19 protein-coding genes, 1 tRNA gene and 1 pseudogene are annotated in these 22,269 nt (G+C 56.3%); 7 read left to right on the plus strand and 14 right to left on the minus strand.

Annotation, left to right across the window (positions count from 1 at the left end; translation table 11 throughout):
* The first annotated feature begins 3 nt into the window (after nucleotides 1–3).
* Nucleotides 4–2,979 (plus strand): bifunctional [glutamine synthetase] adenylyltransferase/[glutamine synthetase]-adenylyl-L-tyrosine phosphorylase, encoded by a 2,976-nt coding sequence (locus ACFPLB_RS05240; RefSeq protein ID WP_378228296.1) that lies wholly within the window; start codon nucleotides 4–6, stop codon nucleotides 2,977–2,979.
* Here the strand turns inward: ACFPLB_RS05240 and ACFPLB_RS05245 are convergent, their stop codons facing one another.
* The gene (locus tag ACFPLB_RS05245) at nucleotides 2,980–5,289 is read right to left on the minus strand and encodes a PAS domain-containing sensor histidine kinase (RefSeq protein WP_378228297.1); all 2,310 of its coding nucleotides are present in this window, start codon (nucleotides 5,287–5,289) and stop codon (nucleotides 2,980–2,982) included. It lies immediately after the preceding gene.
* A gap of 132 nt (nucleotides 5,290–5,421) precedes the next feature.
* The gene (gene pepN, locus ACFPLB_RS05250; RefSeq protein WP_378228298.1) at nucleotides 5,422–8,055 is read right to left on the minus strand and encodes an aminopeptidase N; all 2,634 of its coding nucleotides are present in this window, start codon (nucleotides 8,053–8,055) and stop codon (nucleotides 5,422–5,424) included.
* Nucleotides 8,056–8,319: 264 nt separating this feature from the next.
* Here pepN and ACFPLB_RS05255 point away from each other — a divergent pair, with 264 nt between their 5' ends.
* The gene (locus tag ACFPLB_RS05255) at nucleotides 8,320–9,231 is read left to right on the plus strand and encodes a DMT family transporter (protein ID WP_378228299.1); all 912 of its coding nucleotides are present in this window, start codon (nucleotides 8,320–8,322) and stop codon (nucleotides 9,229–9,231) included.
* 16 nt (nucleotides 9,232–9,247) lie between these two features.
* Here ACFPLB_RS05255 and ACFPLB_RS05260 read toward each other — a convergent pair whose 3' ends face one another.
* Nucleotides 9,248–10,081, minus strand: coding sequence for a uracil-DNA glycosylase (locus ACFPLB_RS05260; protein WP_378228300.1), 834 nt, complete (start codon nucleotides 10,079–10,081; stop codon nucleotides 9,248–9,250).
* A gap of 409 nt (nucleotides 10,082–10,490) precedes the next feature.
* On the opposite strand from ACFPLB_RS05260, the gene ACFPLB_RS05265 reads away from it, so the two are divergent.
* The gene (locus ACFPLB_RS05265; RefSeq protein ID WP_378228301.1) at nucleotides 10,491–12,170 is read left to right on the plus strand and encodes an electron transfer flavoprotein-ubiquinone oxidoreductase; all 1,680 of its coding nucleotides are present in this window, start codon (nucleotides 10,491–10,493) and stop codon (nucleotides 12,168–12,170) included.
* A gap of 104 nt (nucleotides 12,171–12,274) precedes the next feature.
* On the opposite strand, the gene ACFPLB_RS05270 is transcribed toward ACFPLB_RS05265, so the two are convergent.
* Nucleotides 12,275–13,270, minus strand: a complete 996-nt coding sequence (locus ACFPLB_RS05270) for an endonuclease/exonuclease/phosphatase family protein (RefSeq protein WP_378228302.1) — start codon at nucleotides 13,268–13,270, stop codon at nucleotides 12,275–12,277.
* 106 nt (nucleotides 13,271–13,376) lie between these two features.
* Here ACFPLB_RS05270 and ACFPLB_RS05275 point away from each other — a divergent pair, with 106 nt between their 5' ends.
* Complete coding sequence (locus ACFPLB_RS05275) at nucleotides 13,377–13,982, plus strand: DUF922 domain-containing Zn-dependent protease (RefSeq protein WP_378228303.1); 606 nt, start codon at nucleotides 13,377–13,379, stop codon at nucleotides 13,980–13,982.
* A gap of 30 nt (nucleotides 13,983–14,012) precedes the next feature.
* Here the strand turns inward: ACFPLB_RS05275 and ACFPLB_RS05280 are convergent, their stop codons facing one another.
* From ACFPLB_RS05280 to ACFPLB_RS05290, 3 genes are all read right to left on the minus strand, one after another.
* On the minus strand, nucleotides 14,013–15,512 hold the full coding sequence (locus ACFPLB_RS05280; protein WP_378228304.1) for an AMP nucleosidase: 1,500 nt from the start codon (nucleotides 15,510–15,512) through the stop codon (nucleotides 14,013–14,015).
* Between the two features lie 89 nt (nucleotides 15,513–15,601).
* Nucleotides 15,602–15,796: a hypothetical protein gene (locus ACFPLB_RS05285; protein WP_378228305.1), complete on the minus strand. Its 195-nt coding sequence runs from the start codon at nucleotides 15,794–15,796 to the stop codon at nucleotides 15,602–15,604.
* Nucleotides 15,797–15,815: 19 nt separating this feature from the next.
* Nucleotides 15,816–15,974, minus strand: a complete 159-nt coding sequence (locus ACFPLB_RS05290; RefSeq protein ID WP_378228306.1) for a hypothetical protein — start codon at nucleotides 15,972–15,974, stop codon at nucleotides 15,816–15,818.
* A gap of 176 nt (nucleotides 15,975–16,150) precedes the next feature.
* Between ACFPLB_RS05290 and ACFPLB_RS05295 the strand changes: the two genes are divergently transcribed.
* Together ACFPLB_RS05295 and ACFPLB_RS05300 are read left to right on the plus strand one after the other, a co-directional pair.
* Nucleotides 16,151–16,855 carry a glutathione binding-like protein gene (locus tag ACFPLB_RS05295; RefSeq protein WP_378228307.1) on the plus strand — a complete coding sequence of 235 codons (705 nt, stop codon included), beginning with the start codon at nucleotides 16,151–16,153 and terminating at the stop codon, nucleotides 16,853–16,855.
* A gap of 272 nt (nucleotides 16,856–17,127) precedes the next feature.
* Nucleotides 17,128–17,394 carry a sel1 repeat family protein gene (locus tag ACFPLB_RS05300; RefSeq protein ID WP_378228308.1) on the plus strand — a complete coding sequence of 89 codons (267 nt, stop codon included), beginning with the start codon at nucleotides 17,128–17,130 and terminating at the stop codon, nucleotides 17,392–17,394.
* 45 nt (nucleotides 17,395–17,439) lie between these two features.
* On the opposite strand, the gene ACFPLB_RS05305 is transcribed toward ACFPLB_RS05300, so the two are convergent.
* Entirely contained in the window at nucleotides 17,440–18,552 is a 1,113-nt protein-coding gene (locus ACFPLB_RS05305) for a pyridoxal phosphate-dependent aminotransferase (RefSeq protein WP_378228309.1), read from the minus strand.
* A 63-nt stretch (nucleotides 18,553–18,615) separates the two neighbouring features.
* Entirely contained in the window at nucleotides 18,616–18,909 is a 294-nt protein-coding gene (locus ACFPLB_RS05310) for an I78 family peptidase inhibitor (RefSeq protein ID WP_378228310.1), read from the minus strand.
* 210 nt (nucleotides 18,910–19,119) lie between these two features.
* Here ACFPLB_RS05310 and ACFPLB_RS05315 point away from each other — a divergent pair.
* Nucleotides 19,120–19,210 (plus strand) — tRNA-Ser (locus tag ACFPLB_RS05315).
* Here ACFPLB_RS05315 and ACFPLB_RS05320 read toward each other — a convergent pair.
* From ACFPLB_RS05320 to ACFPLB_RS05340, 5 genes and pseudogenes are all read right to left on the minus strand, one after another.
* Nucleotides 19,181–20,845 (minus strand): annotated as a pseudogene (locus ACFPLB_RS05320) (recombinase family protein); the annotation flags it as partial. The gene ACFPLB_RS05315 and the pseudogene ACFPLB_RS05320 sit on opposite strands and share 30 nt — an antisense overlap.
* A complete protein-coding gene (locus ACFPLB_RS05325) occupies nucleotides 20,842–21,240 on the minus strand; it encodes an HVO_A0114 family putative DNA-binding protein (RefSeq protein WP_003052372.1) in 399 nt (132 codons plus the stop codon). The gene ACFPLB_RS05325 and the pseudogene ACFPLB_RS05320, both read right to left, overlap by 4 nt.
* The gene (locus ACFPLB_RS05330; RefSeq protein ID WP_378228311.1) at nucleotides 21,237–21,590 is read right to left on the minus strand and encodes a toxin-antitoxin system TumE family protein; all 354 of its coding nucleotides are present in this window, start codon (nucleotides 21,588–21,590) and stop codon (nucleotides 21,237–21,239) included. Before ACFPLB_RS05330 ends, ACFPLB_RS05325 begins: the two co-directional genes overlap by 4 nt.
* Nucleotides 21,587–21,901 (minus strand): hypothetical protein, encoded by a 315-nt coding sequence (locus ACFPLB_RS05335; protein ID WP_378228312.1) that lies wholly within the window; start codon nucleotides 21,899–21,901, stop codon nucleotides 21,587–21,589. Before ACFPLB_RS05335 ends, ACFPLB_RS05330 begins: the two co-directional genes overlap by 4 nt.
* A 147-nt stretch (nucleotides 21,902–22,048) precedes the next feature.
* Nucleotides 22,049–22,267: a DUF2274 domain-containing protein gene (locus ACFPLB_RS05340; RefSeq protein ID WP_030540344.1), complete on the minus strand. Its 219-nt coding sequence runs from the start codon at nucleotides 22,265–22,267 to the stop codon at nucleotides 22,049–22,051.
* Nucleotides 22,268–22,269: the final 2 nt, after the last annotated feature.

The raw sequence follows: 22,269 nt of genomic DNA on the forward strand, positions 1-22,269 counted from the left end.
ATTATGGCTGCAAGCATTGAGGCCAGGCACACGCAAACCGGATGGCTGTTGCAGCCTTGCCTGCAGCTTGCACCCCTTGATACCGAGCGTGCCGATGCCGTGCTTGCTGATATTTCTGCCAGCGCATTGGAGCTTGACCTGCCGCGCGTGGTCGGACTTTTGAGTGCAGACAGTGGAGCGCGACGTTTTCTGGCAAGCATCTTTGGCCTGTCACCTTTCCTGCGAGATCTGGCACGGCGGCAGCCGCAAATGCTTGATATGCTTTTTGAGCAGACGATTGCACAACGGCTGGCGGCAATCGGTTCGGAAATCAAAACCTGCTGGAAAGGCGAGGGTGTTTCAGAAAATGAATTGATGCAACGCTTGCGCCTGCTCAAGGCGCAGGCGCATTTTTTGATTGCCCTGTCTGATCTGGCAGGAGAGGTCGAGACGCAAATAACGGTGCAGCGCCTGAGCCTGCTGGCGCAACAATGTGTGTGTGCCGCTGTTGCCTTTTTGCTGGCGGAACTTGGCCAGCAGGGCAAGCTGGCCTTGCTCTATCCAGATGACCCGGGGCGTGACAGCGGGCTGATTGTTCTGGGCATGGGCAAGCTTGGCGCGCATGAATTGAATTATTCTTCCGACATTGATCTCATTTTGTTTTTTGACCACCGGGCCGTAACCGGCGATCCGATGGAAGCCACAGAGCTGTTTTCGCGCCTTGCGCGTCGGCTGGTGCGCATTTTGCAGGAGCGCACCGCGCAAAGTTATGTGTTCCGCACCGATTTGCGGCTGCGCCCCGACCCCGGCTCAACGCCGCTGGCGATCCCTGTCCAGGCTGCCCTGACCTATTATGAGGCACGCGGGCAAAACTGGGAACGCGCCGCCATGATCAAGGCGCGTCCGATTGCCGGTGATATGGAGGCGGGGGCGGCTTTTCTGGAAGAGTTACGCCCTTATATATGGCGCAAATACATGGATTATGCGGCTATTGCCGATGTTCATTCAATCAAGCGTCAGATCCATGCTCATAAGGGCTTTAGCCAGATTGCCATCAGGGGCCATAATGTCAAACTTGGCCGTGGCGGCATTCGTGAGATCGAGTTTTTTGTCCAGACACAGCAATTGATTGCCGGTGGCCGTTTTCCTGAATTGCGTGGTGGCGCGACGGTGCCGATGCTGGGCCAGCTTGCCGCCAATGGCTGGATCACCGATGAAGCCTGCCAGACATTGACCCGCCATTATTGGTTTTTGCGCCGTGTCGAACATGCGCTCCAAATGGTCAATGATGAGCAGACACATATTCTGCCCGAAGATGATGAGGGGCTGGAACGCATCGCCCATCTTTTGGGCTTTGCCGACAGGACTGCTTTTTCAACACTTTTGCGCCATGCATTAGGCGAGGTTGAATCTCATTATGCAGCCCTGTTTGAAACAGCCCCCGAACTTTCAGCCAGCACCGGAAATCTGGTGTTTACCGGCGAAGGTGATGACCCGGATACTTTGCAGACATTGCACAGCCTTGGCTTCCAGCGTCCAAATGATATTTGCCGGGTTATTCGTATCTGGCATTTTGGCCGCTACCGGGCAACACGTTCTGCCGAGGCGCGTGAGCGGCTGACAGAACTGACGCCAGCATTGCTGGAGGCGTTTGGCAAGACCCGTCGTGCTGACGAAGCCCTGATGCGCTTTGATGAGTTCTTGTCGGGCCTGCCTGCGGGCGTTCAATTGTTTTCCCTGCTGCATTCCAATTCCGCCCTGCTGCGTCTGATGGTAACCATCATGGGCACAGCCCCCCGGCTGGCGGCAGTCATCACCCGTCGCCCGCATATTTTTGACGGGTTGCTCGATCCTGCCTTGTTGAGCGAATTGCCAAGCCGTGCCTATCTGGAGGCGCGCTTGTCGGCCTTTCTTGAGGGCGATCGTTCCTATGAGGAAATACTGGACCGGCTGCGTATCTTTGTGTCGGAGCAGAAATTTTTGATAGGTGTGCGCTTGCTGGCAGGCGCAATTGACGGGCGCAGGGCCGGGCGTGCTTTTTCCCACCTTGCCGACCTTGCCATTGATGCGGCGCTGGTGGCGGTTACCGCTGAATTTGAAAGGCGTCATGGGCGCATAAAAGGCGGTCGGGTGATGCTGCTTGGCATGGGCAAGCTCGGTAGCCAGGAACTGACCGCCGGTTCGGATATTGATCTCATCCTGCTTTACGACCATGATCTGGATGCTAATGATTCAGATGGTGAAAAGCCGCTTGCGCCCGCCCATTATTACAGCCGCCTGACCCAGCGCCTGATTGCTGCGGTTTCAGCGCCTACAGCAGAAGGTGTGCTTTACGAACTGGATCTGCGCCTGCGCCCTTCCGGCAATAAGGGGCCGGTTGCAACCCATATCGATGCCTTTCGCAAATATCAGCGGCAAGACGCCTGGGTGTGGGAGCAAATGGCCCTGACCCGTGCCCGTCCGGTGGCCGGTGACAGCATGTTTTCTATGCAGGTCATGGTCGAGATTGACGGGGTTCTGTCACAGCCGCGTGATGAAGATCAGGTGCGTTGCGAGGCCTATGACATGCGCAGGCTGATTGAGGAAGAAAAGCCGGCGCAGGATTTCTGGGACATCAAATTGGCTCCCGGTGGATTGATCGATCTTGAATTTATTGCACAGGTTGCAGTGCTGACCGGCCATTCCAGCGCTCGGTCAACGGGTCAGCCGGGTGTGACATCGACCTTTGATGTGCTGGCCGGTCTGGCTCCCGATTATGCTGATGCGGCAATGCGCGAAGATCTGGTTCAGGCTTATCAGTTTTACGCAAGCCTGACCCAGATTATCCGGCTGTGCCTGACCGGCCCGTTTGACCGGGAAGATGTGCCGCCGGGTCTGGTCGATCTTGTGTTGAGAGTAAGCGATATGCCCGATTTTTCACATCTGGAAGCTGAGCTTAAGGACCGGCAGGCACAGGTCAGGCGCTGTTTTGAGCGTATTCTGCATCGGCACAAGGAATGATCACGCCGCTGCCTTGATCGTCAATTGTGCGGGTTTTTCCTTTGGTGCAACCGGTATCCGTACCGAAACAATGGTGCCGGACCCTTCGGTGGAACGGATTTTCAGCGCGCCACCATGTAATTGCGCCAATGAGCGCGAAATGGAAAGGCCAAGGCCCGATCCGGTATGGTTCTTGGAAAACTGGTTTTGCACCTGCTCGAATGGCCGCCCCAGCTTTTTCAGCGCGTGTTTGGGAATGCCGCAGCCATTATCTTCAATTGACAGGATCAGTGCGCCGGACGCATGGCGGGCCCGCACCGAGATGCGCCCGCCTTCATTGGTAAATTTCACAGCATTGGACAACAGATTGAGCACGATCTGCTTGATGGCCCTGCGGTCGGCATAAAGTGTCAGTGTTTGGGCAATGCTGGTATCGACCGTGATCTTTTTATCTGCGGCTTGCAAGGAAACCACGCGCACCGTTTCGCGGATCAGTGGGCACAGGTCGATTTCTTCACGCTCGATCGAGAACTGGCCAGCTTCGATTTTCGACATGTCAAGAATGTCATTGATAACGCCAAGCAGATAGGTGCCGCTTGAATTGATATCGTTGGAATATTCCTCATAGCGCTCATTGCCCAGCGGCCCGAACAGCTTTTGCGACATCAGTTCGGAAAAGCCGATAATGGCATTGAGCGGGGTGCGCAATTCATGAGACATATTGGCCAGAAATTCGGATTTGGCCTGATTGGCGGCCTCGGCGCGCTCTTTTTCTTTCATATATTTGCGGTTCAGCTCAACAAGCTCCCGGGCTTTTTGCTCGTCGGCGCGGCGCGCAAGGCTCAGATCATGAATGGTCGCCATCAGCCGCTTTTCACTGTCGAGCAGCTTGTCCTGGTGCTGACGGATCTGGGTAATATCAGCACCGACCGCCACCGTGCCGCCATCGCGGGTTTTCAATTCATTGACCTGCAGCCAGCGTCCATCGGAAAGCTGGCGTTCATAGGTCACTCCGGCGCGGGGGCCGTTGACATTGGCAAGGCGGCGCTCTGAGGCAAAAGCCTGCATCCGGTCTTCTAAAGCCTTGCGTGATGCACCCGGCACCACATCGCTGTCTTGCAGCCCATTATCCTGCTGGAACTTGGAATTGCACATGACAAGCCGGTCGGAAGCGTCCCACAAGACAAAGGATTCGGTGATGTTTTCAATGGCGGTGCGCAACCGCAGATCGGCAGCTTCCGAGCGCAGCGCAAGGTGACGCTGTTCGCTCACATCCATTGAAATGCCAATCAACTGGATTTCATCGGCATCAGAATCGATCACCTGTGCGCGCACCCGCATCCAGATCCAGTGACCATTGGCATGGCGCATGCGAAACACGCGGTCGATCTGGTCAATCTCGCGCTCCATCACCTGATTGGCGATTGCAAACAGATTGCCATCGTCGGGATGGATGATGCGATCCACCTCGCCAAAGGACAGCATGGCATCGCAAGGCTCATAGCCCAGCATGTCATACATGGAAGGCGACCAGTACATCTTGCCGCGCACCATATCCCAGTCCCATAGCCCGCAGCGACCGCGCACCAGCGCCATGTCGATGCGCTGCTGGCTTTCCAGATAGATCCGGTCTGAGGTCTGTGCCCGCGCTGCCTGGCTGAAATAGGCATACAAGATGATGATCAGCACGCAGGCTGTCAGCACAAACAGGCAAACATTGAGCGAAACACTTTTGCGCCATTGTGCGAAAACGGCATCGGCAGAGATGAGGGCAGCAGCAGCGCGCCCTTGTGCGCGATCGATGGAAAGGGCGGCATACCAGTCATCATTGCCGATTTTCACCAAGGTTACGCCAGCATTTTTACCAAATAAAAACAGCGGCTGACCACCGGAAACAATGTCATCAAGTGCGCGCCCGTGCCAGCCGGTCGAGCGTGGTGTGACTGCGGAAATGATGAATTTCTCATTGGTGAAAGCCAGCACATAGCCATCGGAAAGAGCCGCGGTGCGGCTGACCTGCTCAAGGATTTCCTGAGGGCTTGAGGCTTTCACATCAGCTTCAACAAGCTGGCCGGAAGCCAGCGCCAGCGCCGATTTGGCGTTGTGTTCAAGCGTATCGCGCCAGCTTGACAAGGAAAGCGAATACAGACCGGCAATGACGAATAAAAAAAGAAAAATGAGCACGGGAATGAGGCGGCGCAGAAAGGGCTCTGCCGCTACCAGTGTCTGGTAGGCAGGCTGAGCGATGAGTTTTGCATTGCCGGTCAGGCCATTGGTCTGTCGGTCAATATAAATCCCATCGGGCGCGCTGGACGCGTCCGCCTTCGCCATGGAATGGCTCTCCCCACTGTGTTCCGCCTGAAGATCCGGTTACACCGTACATCCGAATCATCCCTAAGGAATCAAACGTGATTCACCTTGTCCAGTGGCTGGATGAAAAAAGATGGTTTGGAGGGTGCCCCTTCAGCCTATGGTGCGCTCCACAATGTCGCGCAGATCGACCGAAACAGCGCTTGCCTCGACCATGACAAGCAGGGCCTGACGGGCCTTTTCCTGCCGCATTGGTCCCAGCGCGCGCCATGAACGAAAAGCGGTGGCAAGACGGGCGGAAAGCTGCGGATTGTCTTTGTCTATGGCAAGCAGGGCCTGGGCAAAAAAGGCATAGGCAGCCCCGTCTGCCCGGTGAAAGCCTGTCTGATTGCCGGTGGAAAATGCGCCAAGCAGTGCCCGGACCCGGTTGGGATTGTCGATGTGAAAGGCAGGATGTTTCATCAGCACAGATATGGTTTCAAGAGCCTGCGGGCCGGGTGCAGTCGCCTGAACCTGAAACCATTTGTCCAGTGCAAGCGGTGTTGTAGCGTAACGTTGTGCATAGTCGTCAAGGGCTGCTTGCGTCTGTGTCGTTGCTCCATATTCGTGCACCAGCGTGCCTAACCCGGCAATCAGGTCGGTCATATTAGTGGCGGTTTTTGTGTGGCGCTGTGCAAGAAAGAGGCCATCGTCAAGACGGGCAAGATAGCCCAGCATCGTGTTGCGCAAAGCGCGCCGTCCGGCACTGTCAGCGTCAGGGCTGAAAGGTGCATCATCATGAAGCCCGGCATAGGTTTGGGAAAATGCTTCACGATTGGCTTTTGCAATCTGTACAGCCAGCGCATTGCGGGCGTTGAAGATGGCGTCCGGGTCGATATCATTGCCAATGTCACGGGCAATGTCGGTTTCGGAAGGCAATGTCAGGGCCAGCGCCCTATAGGCTGGTTCAAGGCTTTCATCTGTTGCAATCTTACCTGCAAGAAAAACAATATCCTGTTGGAATTCCACTTGTTTGCCGCCAAGGACAAGCCGGTAGGCTGCCATCAGCGCTTCACTGAGCAAGGTGTGGAAAGCCTGCCAGCGGGCGAAGGGGTCGCTGTCATGGCCAGCAAGGAAAATCAGGTCTTGCGGCTCCTGCTCGATGGTCAGCGTGACGGGTGCTGAAAAACCGCGATTGAGTGACAGGACCGGCCGTTCCTTTATGCCGTGAAGGCTTATCCTGTGGTGGCGTTCCTGCAAATGAATGAGGCCGTTTTCAACGACAGCACCTTCGGCGGTGAGAAAATCCAGTTCTTTGCCATCATGGCCAATCAGGCCGAAGGCGAGCGGGATATGCATGGGCCGCTTGTGATTTTCGGCAGGCGTGGGCGATATGGATTGCTCGATGTCGAGGGTGAGGGTGCCTGGCGCATAGCTTTCGCTCAGGGCAAGGTTGGGCGTTCCCGACTGGTTGTACCAGAGGCTGAATTGCGAAAGGTCGCGGCCCGAGACATCCTCAAAGACTTTCAAAAAATCCTCAATGGTGCAGGCCTGGCCGTCATGGCGTTTAAAATACAGGTCCATGCCGGCGCGAAAAGTTTCCGCACCCAGAATGGTGCGCAGCATGCGCACGATTTCCGAGCCTTTTTCATAGATGGTTGCGGTGTAGAAATTGTTGATCTCGCGGTAGCGGCGCGGGCGTACGGGGTGGGCCAGCGGCCCCTGATCTTCAGGAAACTGAAGGGCGCGCAAGGCCCGCACCTCGCTGATGCGCTTGACACCACGTGAGCGCTGGTCGGCACAAAACTCATGGTCGCGGTAAACAGTCAGCCCCTCCTTCAGGCAAAGCTGGAACCAGTCGCGGCAAGTGATTCTGTTGCCTGTCCAATTGTGGAAATATTCATGGGCAATAATGGCCTCGATATTGGCAAAATCACTATCGGTTGCGGTTGCCTCATCGGCCAGCACATATTTGTCATTGAAGATATTGAGGCCCTTGTTCTCCATCGCGCCCATGTTGAAATCGGAAACGGCCACAATGTTGAAGATGTCGAGATCATATTCGCGCCCGAATTCTTCCTCGTCCCATTTCATCGAGCGCTTGAGCGCATCCATGGCATAAAGGCCAAGCTTTTCCTTGCCATGTTCGACATGGATGGCCAGTTCCACTTCGCGCCCGCTCATGGTGGTAAAACTATCGCGCAGGCAGCCAAGATCGCCTGCCACCAGTGCAAACAGATAGGAAGGCTTGGGGTGGGGATCGTGCCATTCGGCAAAGTGCCAGCTATTGTCGAGCGTACCATTGGCGATCCGGTTGCCATTGGAAAGCAGAAGCGGGTTCGTTGCCTTCGGGGCTTCGATGCGCACATGATAGGTTGAAAGAATATCTGGCCGATCGAGAAAATAGGTGATGCGGCGAAAGCCTTCCGGTTCACATTGGGTGCAATAGACGCCGTTAGAGCGGTAAAGGCCCATCAGCGCCTTGTTGCTGTCCGGGTCCAGTTCGGTTTCAATCAGCATCTGGAAGTGCTTTTCATGCGGCAGGCCGGTCAGGACAAGCTGATCTGGTGAGGCCTCATAAGCCATTTTACCGGCCCCTTTGAGTTCGACCCGCTTCAGCGTCAGCCCGTCACCATCGAGTATAAGCGGCGTGTCAGCCTCCACCCCGTCGCGGCGCTCAAACATCAGTTCTGCACGAACGGTCGCACCATCTGGCGCCAGCCGGAAGGTGAGGCGGGTTTGCAGGATGAGAAAGTCGCTTGGACGGTAATCTTCAAGCCTGACCACCTGACTGCTGTTTTCGTGCATTTACTTTGTATTCCTTCCCTGACCCGGATGCCTTTGAACAAATTAACGGGTTTTGGCCCCGGGAGTATTTCATCTGTTTCCAAAGAAACAAGAGATGCTCCATGGAGAGGCGAAGTCGTGACTTTGGCCCAAGACAATCCAGCCCGGGTTCTTTACATGATAGAGGGCTGTGGCAGGAAGCCCGGCGCAGAATCAGATTTCATGCCGCCTGGGGATGCAAAAAAATTGGAAAAGCCACAGTTTGAACATTCCGGCAGGCCGTTGATGGCCATCAGCCTGAAAGTTATTTCGGTTGTGTTGTTTGTCGTTATGTCTGCCCTGATCAAGGGGGTTGGCGCATTGCCGGCCGGGCAGGTGGTTTTCTTCCGTTCTTTCTTTGCCATGGTCCCTATTTTTCTGTTTCTGGGCTGGAAAAGAGAACTGGGCATGGCTTTCGCCACCAAGCGCCCCTTGGGCCATCTGGCGCGAGGGTTCATCGGCGTGTGTTCCATGAGCCTTATGTTTACTGCACTGGCGCGCCTGCCGCTGGCGGATGCCATTACGCTGAATTATGCGCAGCCGCTCATGGTGGTGGTGTTCAGTTCATTATTTCTTGGTGAGCCGGTTCGCCTGTATAGATGGGGTGCTGTGGTAATCGGGTTCGTGGGGGTCATCATCATCTCCTGGCCCGAACTGACACTTCTGCGCTCTGGTGTGAGCATGGAAGACCCGCAACTTGTTGGCGTAATGGCCGCCCTGGCAGGGACGATGACATCTGCTGTTGCGGCCATACTTGTCCGCCATCTGGTTGCCAGCGAGCGTACCACCACCATTGTGCTGTGGTTTTCCCTCATGGCCAGCGTCATCTCGCTTGGCACATATCCATTCGGCTGGGAGGCGATCAGCGCCTTGCAGATCATCATGCTTGTCGCTTGCGGGGTTTTTGGCGGGATAGCCCAGCTGTTCATGACCGCTGCCTATCGTCATGCCGAAATTTCGGTGGTGGCCCCTTTTGAGTATACCTCGATTATTCTTGCCATCATTATCGGCTATGTGGTTTTCAGCGATCTGCCAAGCATCTACATGTTGGCCGGAGGGGCGATTGTGGTGGCCGCAGGCCTGTTCATCATCTTCCGTGAACACCAGCTTGGGCTGAACCGGGTATCAGTGCGCAAGCTTACACCGCCACAAGGGTAAAACGCCCAAGCCTCTATCAGGAAAGGGCGCGCAATTTCATCTTTATTTCCAGAAAGTCGCGCCAGGCCAGTCGCTTATGTGCCGGGGCACGCAGCAGATAGGCTGGATGCAGCGTGGGCATGGCCGGAATGTCCACGCCGGACAGGCCATTATAGACGTGCCAGTTGCCGCGCAGCCGTAAAATGCCTTCTGTGGTGTTGAGCAGGGTTTTGGCGGAGACCCCGCCGAGGTGAACCAGTACCTTGGGCGCAACCAGTTCAATCTGACGCTCGATGAAGGGGCGGCAGATTTCGGTTTCCTGCGGTGTGGGTTCGCGGTTTCCCGGCGGCCGCCATGGAATGACATTGGCCATATAGACCTGACTGCGGTCGAGACCGATCGCGGCCAGAATCTGATCCAGAAATTGCCCGGCGCGTCCGACAAAAGGCTTGCCTTCCATATCCTCGTCACGGCCAGGCGCTTCGCCAATAATCATGAGCCCTGCTTGCGGATTGCCATCAGCAAACACCAGATTCTTGGCTGTCGCCTTCAGATTGCAACCGTTAAATTGCATCATGTGTTCGCGCAGTTCTTCCAGCGTTGCAGCATTTGCGGCAAGTTTTTGGGCAAGTGCAACCTGCTGACCATCAGGCACCGCAACTGGCTGTGTTGTGGGGCGGGCAGGTTGCGGTGCCATCGGCGGCAAGGGCATATTGCGCCGGGGCTGAACATGTTTGGCTGGAATTGGCGGCGAAGGTTTTTCAAAATGATTGATCGGAACATCATTGAGCGCCTCATCCACACCAGCCTCAGCATAAAAGGCTAAAAGTGCGTGGAGATCGGGAATGGGGGCAGGGCTGCTCGTGTTCATATCCGCACAATCGGCATATCGACTGTCTTTTTCAAGGGAAACGAAAGAATATGCCTGTCCAAGGAGGGTATAATCCGGTTCTGCGGGAAAAAATGTCGCGGTAGCTGTATCTGCCGGTTTCCCGTCGCAGATGGATAGGCTATGGAGCGCAAGGGGAGCCGTAAAACGGCTAAAGCCTGTCTCCCGAACTGGGTACCAGTTTCGGGGTGAAGACATGCGTAATAACAATAATTTAAAGCGGGTCGCGTGAATCTGAAAGATTGCGACACGCTTTAAAGCATTAGAGCATTTTGTGAGTACAGACGGAATCATCTGACGTCGCAACAATGCGGTGAAACAAGAGCCTGGATCATTTCGCCCGTTTCCGTGGAAACAAGAAATGATCCAGTAAGGTAATGCGGAGGCAACGATGAGCGATATAGAACGCGAAAGCATGGAATTCGACGTGGTGATTGTCGGAGCCGGTCCTGCTGGTCTGGCGGCTGCGATCCGTCTTAAGCAGGTCGATCCCGAGCTTTCCGTTGTCGTTCTGGAAAAGGGCGGCGAAGTTGGCGCTCATATTTTGTCTGGCGCCGTTGTCGACCCGATTGGTATTGACCGGCTGCTGCCTGATTGGCGCGAGGATGCAACCCATCCGTTCAAGACGCAGGTCACAGATGATCATTTTCTGCTGCTTGGCCCTGCCGGGTCGGTGCGCCTGCCAAATTTCGCCATGCCACCCTTGATGAACAATCACGGCAATTACATTGTCTCGCTTGGCAATGTCTGCCGTTGGCTGGCGGTGAAGGCGGAAGAGCTTGGTGTTGAAATCTATCCGGGTTTTGCCGCTGCCGGGTTGCTTTATAATGAGGAAGGCGCCGTAAACGGCGTCGTCACGGGCGATATGGGCGTTGAGCGTGATGGAACGCACGGGCCCAATTTTGCGCCGGGCATGGCCTTGATGGGCAAATATGTGCTGATCGGCGAGGGTGTGCGTGGTTCGCTTGCCAAGCAGCTTATTGAAAAATACGATCTTTCTGCCGGTCGTCAGCCCGGAAAATTTGGCATTGGCCTTAAAGAATTGTGGCAGGTCAAACCTGAAAAGCACAAGCAGGGCCTTGTGCAGCACTCTTTTGGCTGGCCGCTCGACCGCAAGACCGGTGGCGGCTCGTTCCTCTATCATCTGGAGGACAATCTGGTTGCGGTCGGCTTCGTCGTTCACCTGAATTATAAAAACCCTTATCTGTCGCCCTTCGAGGAATTCCAGCGTTTCAAGACGCATCCGGCGATCAGCGACACTTTTGAAGGAGCCAAGCGCCTGAGCTATGGCGCGCGCGCCATCACCGAAGGCGGCTGGCAGTCGGTGCCAAAACTGTCATTCCCGGGCGGCGTGCTGATGGGCTGTTCGGCCGGGCTGGTCAATGTGCCGCGCATCAAGGGGTCTCACAATGCGGTGCTGTCGGGCATGATGGCGGCTGAGCATGTGGCGGAGGCTATTGCTGCGGGGCGCAGCAATGACGATCTCATCGGCTATGAGCAGGCATGGCGCGGTTCTGACATCGGCAAGGATCTGAAGCGGGTTCGCAACGTCAAGCCGCTCTGGTCAAGATTTGGCACGCTGGCGGGTGTTGGTGCTGGCGGGCTGGACATGTGGATGAACACCCTGTTTGGCTTTTCGCTGTTTGGCACGCTCAAACATGGCAAGACCGATGCGGCTTCACTGGAACCAGCTTCAAAGCACAAAAAAATCGATTATCCCAAGCCGGATGGCGTGCTGACTTTTGATCGCCTGTCGTCGGTGTTCTTGTCCAACACCAATCATGAAGAGGACCAGCCGATTCATCTTCAGGTCAAGGATATGGCGTTGCAGATCCGTTCCGAGCACGATGTTTTTGCCGGACCTTCGACGCGCTATTGCCCGGCTGGTGTCTATGAATGGGTTGATGAGGATGGCAATGCTGCTGCTGATCCTGAGGCGAAAAATGTGCGGTTTGTGATCAACGCGCAAAACTGCGTTCATTGCAAGACATGCGATATCAAGGACCCGAACCAGAATATCAACTGGGTGCCGCCACAAGGGGGCGAAGGGCCGGTTTACCCGAATATGTAGTATTCGGGCGGCCCGCACGGACCCCCGTAAGTAAAAGGCGGGCGAAGGGCCGGTTTACCCGAATATGTAATATTCGGGCGGCCCGTAATCTCGGCTTCGGAAAATTATTGCAACCAGACGGTGGTGCTTTCTGTTTCACCGTCTGGCGCTTTGGAAATGTTTTCTATCGAAAACTTGACCAGAACAGGCACGTGATCGGAGCCGACGGCTTGCAGCCGCTCGATGGAATGAACCATGATATTGCTGCTGGCAAACACATTGTCGATCGGCAGGCCAAAAAACAGCAGGCTGGCGGGTAGGCGGTGATAAATCCATGTCGGTCCGGGTGAAGGTACAAGCGCAAGCCCGCCTGCTGCTGCTATTCTGGCGGCAGTAACACTCCATGGGGTGGCGTTGAGATCACCGGCGATGATGGTGTTTTTTCCATCAAGGGTTTGAAGCATATTTTCAAGCTCGCTGACCTGTTGGGCCTGATTGAAAGGCCATGGCCAGCCCAGATGAACGGCGCCAACATTTACGATAGTGCCGCCAAAATCCACAGGCGCAAGGGCAAAGCTGACCATCAGATTGCAATCGGCTGGTCTGTCATCGGAAAAGGGCCGACGCGATAAAATGACCACGCCGAAACGAGGATTGCGGCCATGGCAACCGATACGGTGCGGATAAGCGCTTCTCAATATATTCAGCTTTTGTGTCCAGAGTGGGCTGGCTTCCATGAGCGTGAGCACATCCGGTTGCACCTGGCCAATCAGTGACAGAACTTTTTCCGGGGTTGGATTGTTATAGCGCAGATTGATTTCCAGCAGACGATAGGTGGCGCGATCTGTCTTCTGTTGAGGAAAAATGCTGGTGGCAAGGCTTGAGGGAAGGCGCATGACCTGCGTGACAGAAGACAGGCAGCCTAGCGCAAATACCAATGCGCTGAGCGCCACAATGCGCTGGCCCATGGGAAAAAGGATGAGGCTGAGCATGATGGTCAGCAGGGCCAGATGCACACGAAAATGAGCAAATGAATCAAAGGTCGGGTGCAGGCTGTTAAAAAAACCCAGCAGCAGCGCTAATGAGGAGCCGAACAGGCTGGCAAGAAGAAGGCGGGTCATGCTTGTCATGGGTGATGCTTGTGGCCCCGATTACGGCGCATTGATGAAGAATAAGAAGTTTTGTAAACTTCAGGCATAAAACATAATTCTGTACTGGGAAAATCACTTGAAGGCGACCGTAACAGCTTTTTGGGGCGTGGCCGTCCTTCTTGTCATGATGTTTTCCTCGCAGGCTTTGGCTGCTGGCGAGTTCATCGAGCGGGTCGAAACCTATGCGATTTCAGGCCAGAGCGGGATTGAGCTTTATCGCTCGATCGGGGAGCGGGGGCCAAAAAGTAGCGTCGGGCGCGCTATTGCCCACACCACCTTCAAGCTGACATGGCGCAGAAATTACCAGCCGCAAGGAGACGGTTCCTGCAAGCTGGTTTCTGCAATCCCGCGTCTGATCATCACCTATACGCTGCCAAAACCGACAGGGTCATTGCCGCCTGAAACAAAAAGGCGCTGGGACGTTTTTCTCGAAGGTATCAAGCGCCATGAACAGGTTCATGGTGTTCACATGAAAGAGATGGTGGCCGAGATCGAGGCCAACACTATCGGGGTGGCGGCCCCCGATGATCCGGGCTGTCAAAAGGTCAGGCAGCATATTCAGGCCCCGCTGGGGGCCGCCTCCATGCGCCAGCGCCAGCGCAGCCGCGATTTTGACCGTCAGGAAATGGCTTCGGGCGCCAATATGCACCGTCTTGTTCTGGGGCTGGTCAACGGAGAATGATCAAAAACAGGATTGCTGCGACCCTGTGATCTACTGAAATGCGGTTTCGGTAAAGCTGCGCAGCTTGCGCGAATGCAGCCGCTCCATCGGCATTTCAGCCAGTTTTTCCATGGTTCTGATGCCGATGCTCAAATGCTGGGCCACCTGCCGCTGATAAAATTCACTGGCCATGCCCGGCAGTTTCAATTCGCCATGCAAAGGCTTGTCGGAAACACATAGCAAGGTTCCATAAGGAACCCGGAAACGGAAGCCATTGGCGGCAATGGTGGCTGATTCCATATCAAGGGCAATGGCGCGCGATTGTGACAGGCGCTTGACCGGGCCGCGCTGGTCGCGCAATTCCCAGTTGCGATTGTCGATGGTGGCAACGGTGCCGGTGCGCATGATGCGCTTGAGTTCATAGCCTGAAAGCCCGGTCACTTCGGCAACGGCTTCCTGCAGGGCCACCTGAATTTCCGCCAGTGCAGGCAGCGGTATCCACACGGGCAGGTCATCGTCGAGAACATGGTCCTCGCGCATATAGGCATGGGCCAGAACATAATCGCCCAATGCCTGCGTGTTGCGAAGTCCTGCACAATGGCCAAGCATGACCCACGCATGGGGCCGCAGAACGGCAACATGATCGGTGATGGTTTTGGCATTGGAAGGGCCAACGCCGATATTGATCATGGTGATGCCGCCATGGCCCGGCTTTTTCAGATGATAGGCGGGCATTTGCGGCAGACGCGCCAGTATCGGATCAGGGCTGCGATCTTCACCGGCACGGGTGATGAGATTGCCCGGCTCGACAAAATCCGTATAGCCGCCACCGCCTTGCGCCATCAGCTTGCGGGCATGGGCAATGAATTCATCGATGTAAAACTGGTAATTGGTAAACAAGACAAAATTCTGGAAGTGTTCCGGGCTGGTCGCCGTATAATGGGGCAGCCGGTAGAGCGAATAATCGGCGCGTTGTGCGGTAAACAGGCCAAGCGGACGTGTTTCTCTCGGGCCTGCCTCAAAGGTGCCATTGGCGATATGGTCGTCAATACTGTTGAGATCAGGAGCATCAAATAGGTCACGTATGGGGCGTTGAATATGCTGCGCAGCAGAGTTTTCGACCGTAGCGCCTTCGGGGAAGGCAAAATGCAGAGGAATGGGCGTTGTTGATTCCTCCACGGTTACCGGCACGCCGTGATTGCGGATGATGAGACGAAACTGCTCGGTAAGATAGGCTTCATACAGGTCCGGGCGGGTGATTGTTGAAGCAAAATGGCCGGGCATGGGCATGTGGCCATAGGCTTGCCATGCTTCCACTTGGGTGAAAGATGTCGTGGTGACGCTCACTTGCGGGTAAAATGCACGGTAGCGCTTGTTGGTATCACTGCCATTGGCGAGGGCGGCAAAAGACTCGCGCAGGAATTTTGTATTGCGCTCATAGATGTGGCGCAATGCCCCAACCGCCTCGACCGGGTCATGAAAGCTTTGCGGTGCAACCGGCTCCGGTGAGATGACGGTTTCGATGGCTTGTGGATAGATTCGATTTTTCATGGCCCATGATAGAGCATTTTTTGTCGCGGTGGAAACGAGTGAAATGCTCTAAGTTGCTGTTTTGGCCGCATTTGTGCGAGGTCCTGATCCTAGCTCCGCTGAAGACTGACCAGCAGCACAAAACCGATACCCTTCTTTTTCAGGGCAGGCGCTTCAATAGTCTGGCCGGTATCGGCGCGCAGAACAGGAACGGCAAGCACGGGAGCCGTCAGCATTGTCAGGATCAGCATTGCGCGCGGCAGGATGTGCAGAAAACTGCGGCTGTTTTGGGTCATGATGCTCATGATTGTTTCCTGTCCCTGATCAGCGTTGCTGCGGACCGGCACAGCCGAATACGCAATGAATGGCGCGCATTTCGTCCCACTGGCGCGGCTGACGGCCGGCTTCGGCAACGATCATGGCAAAACCGATGCCAAACAGCGTGGTCAACAGGCAGATGATGGTGAAGCGGCGCATAAGCATGTTGTTTGTCCTCAATCTCGGTTTGAGGATCACATTTTGTCTCTGAACCCTTTCTGAGAGCGCCGTTCATCCAGGGTTCAAGAGTCTTAAAGCCGGTTAACTATGGCTGCCTGTTGCTTTCAGATGTTAGAGTTCTGACTTTAGGTTTTGCTGCTGAAATTGACGGAGATTGCGCAATGACGACCCAGACGGCCCCTGTTGATCTGTATTACTGGCCCACTCCCAATGGGCACAAGATCACGATCTTTTTTGAGGAAACGGGCATTCCCTATGTGGTGCATTATGTGAATATCGGGCGCGGCGACCAGTTCGAGCCATCCTTTTTAAAGATTGCACCAAACAACCGCATGCCCGCCATTGTCGATCCTGAAGGGCCGGGCGGGCAGGCCATCTCGGTGTTTGAATCAGGCGCTATCTTGCAATATCTCGGGCGCAAATTTGGCAAATTCTATCCCGCAGATGAGCGCCAGCGCACACAGGTGGAGGAATGGCTGTTCTGGCAGATGGGCGGCCTTGGGCCGATGGCAGGTCAGGCGCATCATTTCCGCCAATATGCGCCAGAACAGGTGCCCTACGCCATTGAGCGCTATACCAATGAGGTCAACCGGCTTTATGGCGTGATGAACAAGCGCCTTGGTGAGCGGGATTTTTTGGCCGGTGACTATTCGATTGCCGATATGGCGGCGTTTCCGTGGGTGCGCTCTTACCACAATCAGGGGCAGGATCTGGAAAGCTTTCCCAACCTCAAGCGCTGGTTTGAGAAGATTGCCGCACGCCCGGCCGTGCAAAGGGCTGTCGAGGTGGGGCAGGACCATCGCCGCAACCTTTCTGAGGACAAGCAAGCTCAGAAAATCCTGTTTGGCCAGACGGCCCGCACCTGATCATTACCCGGCCAATGCGTTGGCGTGGTTAGCGAAAGGTTGATTTCCAGAGATGAAATTTTCGTAAAATTCAAACAGAAAGCCCGGGGTTTCCGGGCTTTTCATCCTTAACAAACAATGGACGTTTACCACTTGTTTTAGCTTTGTTTTCTTCAAATTAAGCACGTCTTTTTACGGCGAATTCAAGCTCCTGCTTCATTCTCAAAAACATCGGAAAGCAGCCTCTCGGTGTTCATGAATGAGGCGCCCGGCAACAGGGACAGGGGTTTGAAATGGCACGTTTTGAAATGCACGAAGCTGGCTTTGGCGCTTTAGGGACAACGGCTCAGGCAGACATGTTTGTCGAACTGGGCATGATGTATGCAACGGGCCGTGATTGTGAGGCCGATCTGGTTTGTGCGCATAAATGGTTCAATATCGCCGCAATCAAAGGCTCGGCCCGCGCTGCACAACTGCGCTCGGAAATCTCGGTCGGCATGTCAAAGACCGATCTGGCACGTGCTTTGCGTGAAGCCCGTGAATGGATGACGATGCACTAAAGCCTGTTTCCTGAAACAGGTTCTCAAGTCTCGGGAGACAGGCATTTATAATGCCCGGGCAACCTCCAGTGCTCCGGGCATTTCTTCAGCCAGCGCATCAATTTCGTGCTCCAGCCCGACGCTGATGCGAATGCAGTGATCCAGTCCGGGCGCCATGGGCTTGCGGATGAACAGGCCACGCGCCAGCAGGGCATTGAGAAGGTTCAGTGCAAATGCGCCGTCCTTGCCGCAATCGACGGTGACAAAATTCGTGGCGGAGGGCTGGGGCTGCAAGCCATTTTCCGCGGCGATGGCGGCAATGCGGTCGCGCCCTGCTTTCACCTTGCGCACAACCATATCCAGATAGTCCTGATCTTCCAGCGCCGTCTGTGCCGCAATCTGCGCCATGCGGTTGACGCCATAATGGTTGCGCACTTTCTCAAAGGCGGCAATGACGCTTTCCTCCCCAATCGCATAGCCACAGCGAATACCGGCAAGCCCGTAGGCTTTGGAAAAGGTGCGCATCCGTATGAGATTGGGGCGCGCAATATCCATAGCGGGCAGGATGGTTGCCGGGCCAAGATCGCAATAGGCTTCATCGAGAATGAACATGGTGGTTTGCGGCAGCGCTTCGATGAAGCGGTTGATATCTTGCGCCTCCCACCAGCTTCCCATCGGATTATCGGGATTGGCTAGATAGACTATTTGAGGCGCTTCACGGCGCACCGCCTCCAGAAGACCTTCAAGGTTTTCGTGGTTGTTTTCATAAGGAACAGACACCAGCCTGCCGCCTGCACCTGCAACATGGAAATTGAAAGTGGGATAGGCGCCAAGCGAGGTCACGACAGTGGCGCCGGGTTCGACGTACATATGCGTCAGCAGGCCAAGCAGCCCGTCAATGCCTTCACCGATGACAATGTTTTTGATCGAGACGCCGTGATGGCGGGCAATGGCCGTTCTCAAATCATGATTATCGGGGTCGCCATACATCCACATGTCGGGAGCCGCTTTCACCATCTGCTCAATCACGCGCGGCGAAGGGCCAAAACCGTTTTCATTGGCGCCCATGCGGGCGCGAAATTTTGCACCGCTTTTGCGCTCTTGTGCTTCTGGTCCGACAAAGGGAACCGTAACCGGCAAAGCAGCGATAACGGGTGTGAAAGGCGGATAAATGAGCATGGCTTACCTGTTTTTTTAACGACCCACAGGTAAGCCCGGCTTGCTGGTCAGGGTCAAGGGTCGTCAACCACATATGGCGCGGGTGATCTTTCCTGTCTGAGGGTCTGTCACGATCGTGACGCGCTCTTGCCGGTAATCCATGGTGACGGGGCTGCCGGGCTTGATTTGCCGGACAGATGTTGCGCCTGTCAGCCGCATGGCCTCATCATCAGAAATGCTGTCGCGTCCGACCAGTTTTTCAAGAGCCTCCTTGTCACAAATGCCAGGTGAGGGCAGGGCGGCTTCAGTTTCCTTTTGACAGCCGGAAATCAGGGCTGCGGCTCCGGCCAGACCAATCAGAACAAGACGTCTATCCATTTTATATCTCCAGTTTCAGCCGCTTTTTTTGAAGAACATGGCTGAATGAAAGCTGAATGGCATGTCTATCGCCAGTTTATGGGCCGAAATGTTTCCCCTGATTTTCCCCTGTGCCCTTGTGCATATTTTCGCACTGTTTTGTATTTAGCTGCATATAACTGCAAGATAGTCTCTTGCCAAATTGCTGGAAAGCCTTAGAAGGCGCGATGTGGAGAGATGGCCGAGTGGTCGAAGGCGCTCCCCTGCTAAGGGAGTAGAGGTCAAAAGCTTCTCGAGGGTTCGAATCCCTCTCTCTCCGCCACTTTGGAACCCCTCTGGGCACGCCAGCCACCGCCGATTGCCGCACTTGGCCAGCAATAAGCGTCCTTAGCAGCTCCGTCTTCGATCCCATGATGCGAATTGCGTCGTCGGCGACCTCGACACGCTGCGCCAGTGAGCGCAGATGATCCCGCCGATAGCCGCCCTCGCTGCCCCGGATGCGTTCGCGTGCGCGACGCGCAAATCCCCGGATCATGGTCGGGGTGATGGCGCTGTGGCCGGGGCTGTCGAGCAAGGCTTGCGCCCGGTCGGCGTCGGCCCTGGCCTGATCGCGGATGACCTTGAGGCCGGCGATGCGTTCCTTGAGCGCCGGGTCGTCAAGATCGGCGACGCCCGCCTCGATGGCGTCGTAGAGGCGCTTGAGGCGCAATTCCGATTCGGTCGCGCGCCGCTCCAGTTCGGCGATGTGGTGCCGGCGACGCTCGGCCTGATCGTCGCGACGGCCGAGCACGGTGCCAAGCAAGTCCTCCAGCCGGTCGGCATCGAGCAAGCGTTCCTCGATATGCCCGACCACCATTCGGTCGAGCTTATCCATCGGGATCGCGCGGCCCTTGCAGCCGGTTTCGCCCTGACGCGCCTTGATCGAGCACGCATAGTAGCGATAGCGGCCACCCTTGCCGGTGCGAATGGTCATCGCGCCTCCGCAATTGCCGCAATAGCAGATGCCGGTTAGCAGCGTCGGCCCGATCACGACGCGCGCGGGCAACTCGGTCTTGGGATTACGGGCCTGCAAAAGCTTCTGCACCGCGTCGAACGTCTCCCGCTCGATAAGCGCCGGCACCTGAACGGTGATAACCTCGTCTTCGGGCTTCACCTCTCCCTTGTTGGAACGGCGATTGAACCGATGCTCGCCGATATAGGTGCGCCGGGTCAGGATGCGGTGAACCTGACCGATGCCCCAGCGCCCGCCGTCGCGCGTGAAGATGCCCTTGCCATTGAGATATTTGACGATGGCCTTCACGCCCATCTGGCCGGATGAACCTTCACCCTCCAGCGCAAGGCGATAGATGAGCCGGATCGTCTCGGCGTGCAGCGGGTCGATTTCCAGCTTCTTCTTGACCTTCGCGCCGCGCTGCTCGGCCGCGACGACGCGGTAGCCGATGGGCGGCAGCGAGCCGTTCCAGAAGCCTTGCCGGGCGTTCTCCTTCAAGGCGCGCAGGACGTGCTTGGCGTTCTCCTTGGACTGGTATTCGTCGAATAGCGACATGATCCGCCGCATCATGTCGTGGATCGGATCATCGCCAAGCTCCTGCGTGATCGAAACCAGCTTCACGCCGTTCTTCGCCAGCTTGCGGTAATAGAACTCCATTTCAAATTCGTCGCGGAAGAAGCGTGAGAAGCTGTGAACCACGACGACATCGAACGATGCCGGCTTGGCGGTGGCAGCCTCTATCATCCGCTGGAACTCCGGGCGGCGGTCGTTGGTCGCGCTGTTGCCCGGCTCCACGAATGTTTCGACAAGCTGATAGCCGCGCGCCTCGCAATAGGCTTCGCCCTGGCGCTTCTGGTCGGGGATCGACACGTCATGCTCGGCCTGCCGAGTGGTGGAGACGCGCAGATAGAGGGCGGCGCGCAGCGTGACGTTGGGATTGTGGACGGTGGGACTATGGACGTTCATTGCCGGCCTCCTGCCGCCTTGCGCGGCCCTGCGCGCTCGGTCAGCGGCAAGTCTAGTTCTACTCGGTCGTGGATGACCCTGGGCGTGAGCTTGCGGCCTTCGCCCTTCTCCATGCGGACAAGGCCGTAACTGGCCATCCGTTTCAGAGTGCGGGACAGGTTGGACTTGGCCCGGCCGGTGATCTCGGCCAGTTCCTCCAGCGAACCCGGCGCTTGCTGGTCGATGACGCGCAGCAATTCGCGATTGCCCGCCGACAGCACCTTGGCGAAGGATTCCATTGATGTGAACCACACCTTCGGATCGCCGGGCGCGGGCTTTTCCTCGCCCTTGGCAATCCGCATGGTGCGGGCCTTCATTTCTTCGTAGCCGGCAATCCCGACTTTCAATGTGGTCATGTTACGCCTCGCTCCTTCAACACCGCGTCCACCGCCTGCCAGAAGTCGGCCAGCAGCGTGGCCGCATCCTCGTAGGCGTAGGGCTTCACTGTCTGGAGGCGGTGCCGATGGTCCATCGGATCGCCGCGCCTGCCTCGGCCGACTGGATGGGCGTTGTAGAAGCCGACCAACCGTTCGCCCGAAGGCCCGTGAAGCGTGAGCGAGTAATCGAGGCCGTGCGGCTTCTCCGGCGATGCCGGAACGCGGGTGACGATGAACTTCACCCAATGGCCGCCCTCGGGATCGACAACGAGCACCTGGCCGTCGAGGTCCAGAAGCGTGTCGAGGTTCGGATCACGATCCTCGCTCATGGCTTTTTGTTATCAGATGAGGATAACCTTGTCAATCCTGCCAGGGGTGGAAGTGGGCCGAACATCTCGTCGAAGACATCGGCAAACCATCGCTCGAACACCTGAATCTCTGCCTCGGTGATCGGCACTTTCTCCGGCCAGTCGTCGATGACGGGCAGCTTCTCCACGTCGAAGGCATCGGGCGGGCTTCCGCGCGGCGGGCTGATGCGCGGCGCGGGATCGTCGTCATAGTCGTAAAGGTCATCGGGAAGCGTCTGCGGAGCCGGCTGTCGTGGGCGGCCCCTTTGGGTATGGCGGCGTCTCGCGCACATGGAATCCTCCGTGGTTCGTTGCTGGATTCCGGGTGGCTGGAAGCCCCGGAATTAGGCGAAGCATGGAGGGGGATCGGCGGCCTGTAGCGTGCCGCATTTGCGCTCACGCGCTGGCGGCACCCCTGCTGTCGGGTGCCGCCAACTAGGTTAGCTGGCCGCGCGGCGGGCCTTCTGAAACTCTCGATCCGTGGCGAGGAAGCGTTCCAGCATCGGCACAATTAGCTTTTCAGGCTCTATCGGCGGCTGTCCTGCCCCTGCCAACAAGCGTCCATAAAGTTGCAAATCTCGAAAGAGTGTCGCGGGCAATTCGCGTGACACCTTAACGGGCTTGTCGTCGGGCAACGTGCCGAGTTTCAGCTTGCTCATGG

Origin of the sequence: Aquamicrobium segne, assembly GCF_042656785.1 — a bacterium.
In the GTDB taxonomy this organism is placed as follows: Bacteria; Pseudomonadota; Alphaproteobacteria; order Rhizobiales; family Rhizobiaceae; genus Mesorhizobium; species Mesorhizobium segne.

What these genes read in the sequence shown, in the direction of transcription:
- ACFPLB_RS05340 (WP_030540344.1), bottom strand. Translation starts at nt 22,267, where the DNA reads ATGAGCAAGCTGAAACTCGGCACGTTGCCCGACGACAAGCCCGTTAAG.
- ACFPLB_RS05330 (WP_378228311.1), bottom strand. Translation starts at nt 21,590, where the DNA reads ATGAGCGAGGATCGTGATCCGAACCTCGACACGCTTCTGGACCTCGAC.
- ACFPLB_RS05335 (WP_378228312.1), bottom strand. Translation starts at nt 21,901, where the DNA reads ATGTGCGCGAGACGCCGCCATACCCAAAGGGGCCGCCCACGACAGCCG.
- ACFPLB_RS05305 (WP_378228309.1), bottom strand. Translation starts at nt 18,552, where the DNA reads ATGCTCATTTATCCGCCTTTCACACCCGTTATCGCTGCTTTGCCGGTT.
- pepN (WP_378228298.1), bottom strand. Translation starts at nt 8,055, where the DNA reads ATGCACGAAAACAGCAGTCAGGTGGTCAGGCTTGAAGATTACCGTCCA.
- ACFPLB_RS05280 (WP_378228304.1), bottom strand. Translation starts at nt 15,512, where the DNA reads ATGAAAAATCGAATCTATCCACAAGCCATCGAAACCGTCATCTCACCG.
- ACFPLB_RS05245 (WP_378228297.1), bottom strand. Translation starts at nt 5,289, where the DNA reads ATGGCGAAGGCGGACGCGTCCAGCGCGCCCGATGGGATTTATATTGAC.
- ACFPLB_RS05300 (WP_378228308.1), top strand. Translation starts at nt 17,128, where the DNA reads ATGGCACGTTTTGAAATGCACGAAGCTGGCTTTGGCGCTTTAGGGACA.
- ACFPLB_RS05290 (WP_378228306.1), bottom strand. Translation starts at nt 15,974, where the DNA reads ATGCTTATGCGCCGCTTCACCATCATCTGCCTGTTGACCACGCTGTTT.
- ACFPLB_RS05310 (WP_378228310.1), bottom strand. Translation starts at nt 18,909, where the DNA reads ATGGATAGACGTCTTGTTCTGATTGGTCTGGCCGGAGCCGCAGCCCTG.
- ACFPLB_RS05255 (WP_378228299.1), top strand. Translation starts at nt 8,320, where the DNA reads ATGGCCATCAGCCTGAAAGTTATTTCGGTTGTGTTGTTTGTCGTTATG.
- ACFPLB_RS05260 (WP_378228300.1), bottom strand. Translation starts at nt 10,081, where the DNA reads ATGAACACGAGCAGCCCTGCCCCCATTCCCGATCTCCACGCACTTTTA.
- ACFPLB_RS05295 (WP_378228307.1), top strand. Translation starts at nt 16,151, where the DNA reads ATGACGACCCAGACGGCCCCTGTTGATCTGTATTACTGGCCCACTCCC.
- ACFPLB_RS05325 (WP_003052372.1), bottom strand. Translation starts at nt 21,240, where the DNA reads ATGACCACATTGAAAGTCGGGATTGCCGGCTACGAAGAAATGAAGGCC.
- ACFPLB_RS05240 (WP_378228296.1), top strand. Translation starts at nt 4, where the DNA reads ATGGCTGCAAGCATTGAGGCCAGGCACACGCAAACCGGATGGCTGTTG.
- ACFPLB_RS05265 (WP_378228301.1), top strand. Translation starts at nt 10,491, where the DNA reads ATGAGCGATATAGAACGCGAAAGCATGGAATTCGACGTGGTGATTGTC.
- ACFPLB_RS05285 (WP_378228305.1), bottom strand. Translation starts at nt 15,796, where the DNA reads ATGAGCATCATGACCCAAAACAGCCGCAGTTTTCTGCACATCCTGCCG.
- ACFPLB_RS05270 (WP_378228302.1), bottom strand. Translation starts at nt 13,270, where the DNA reads ATGACCCGCCTTCTTCTTGCCAGCCTGTTCGGCTCCTCATTAGCGCTG.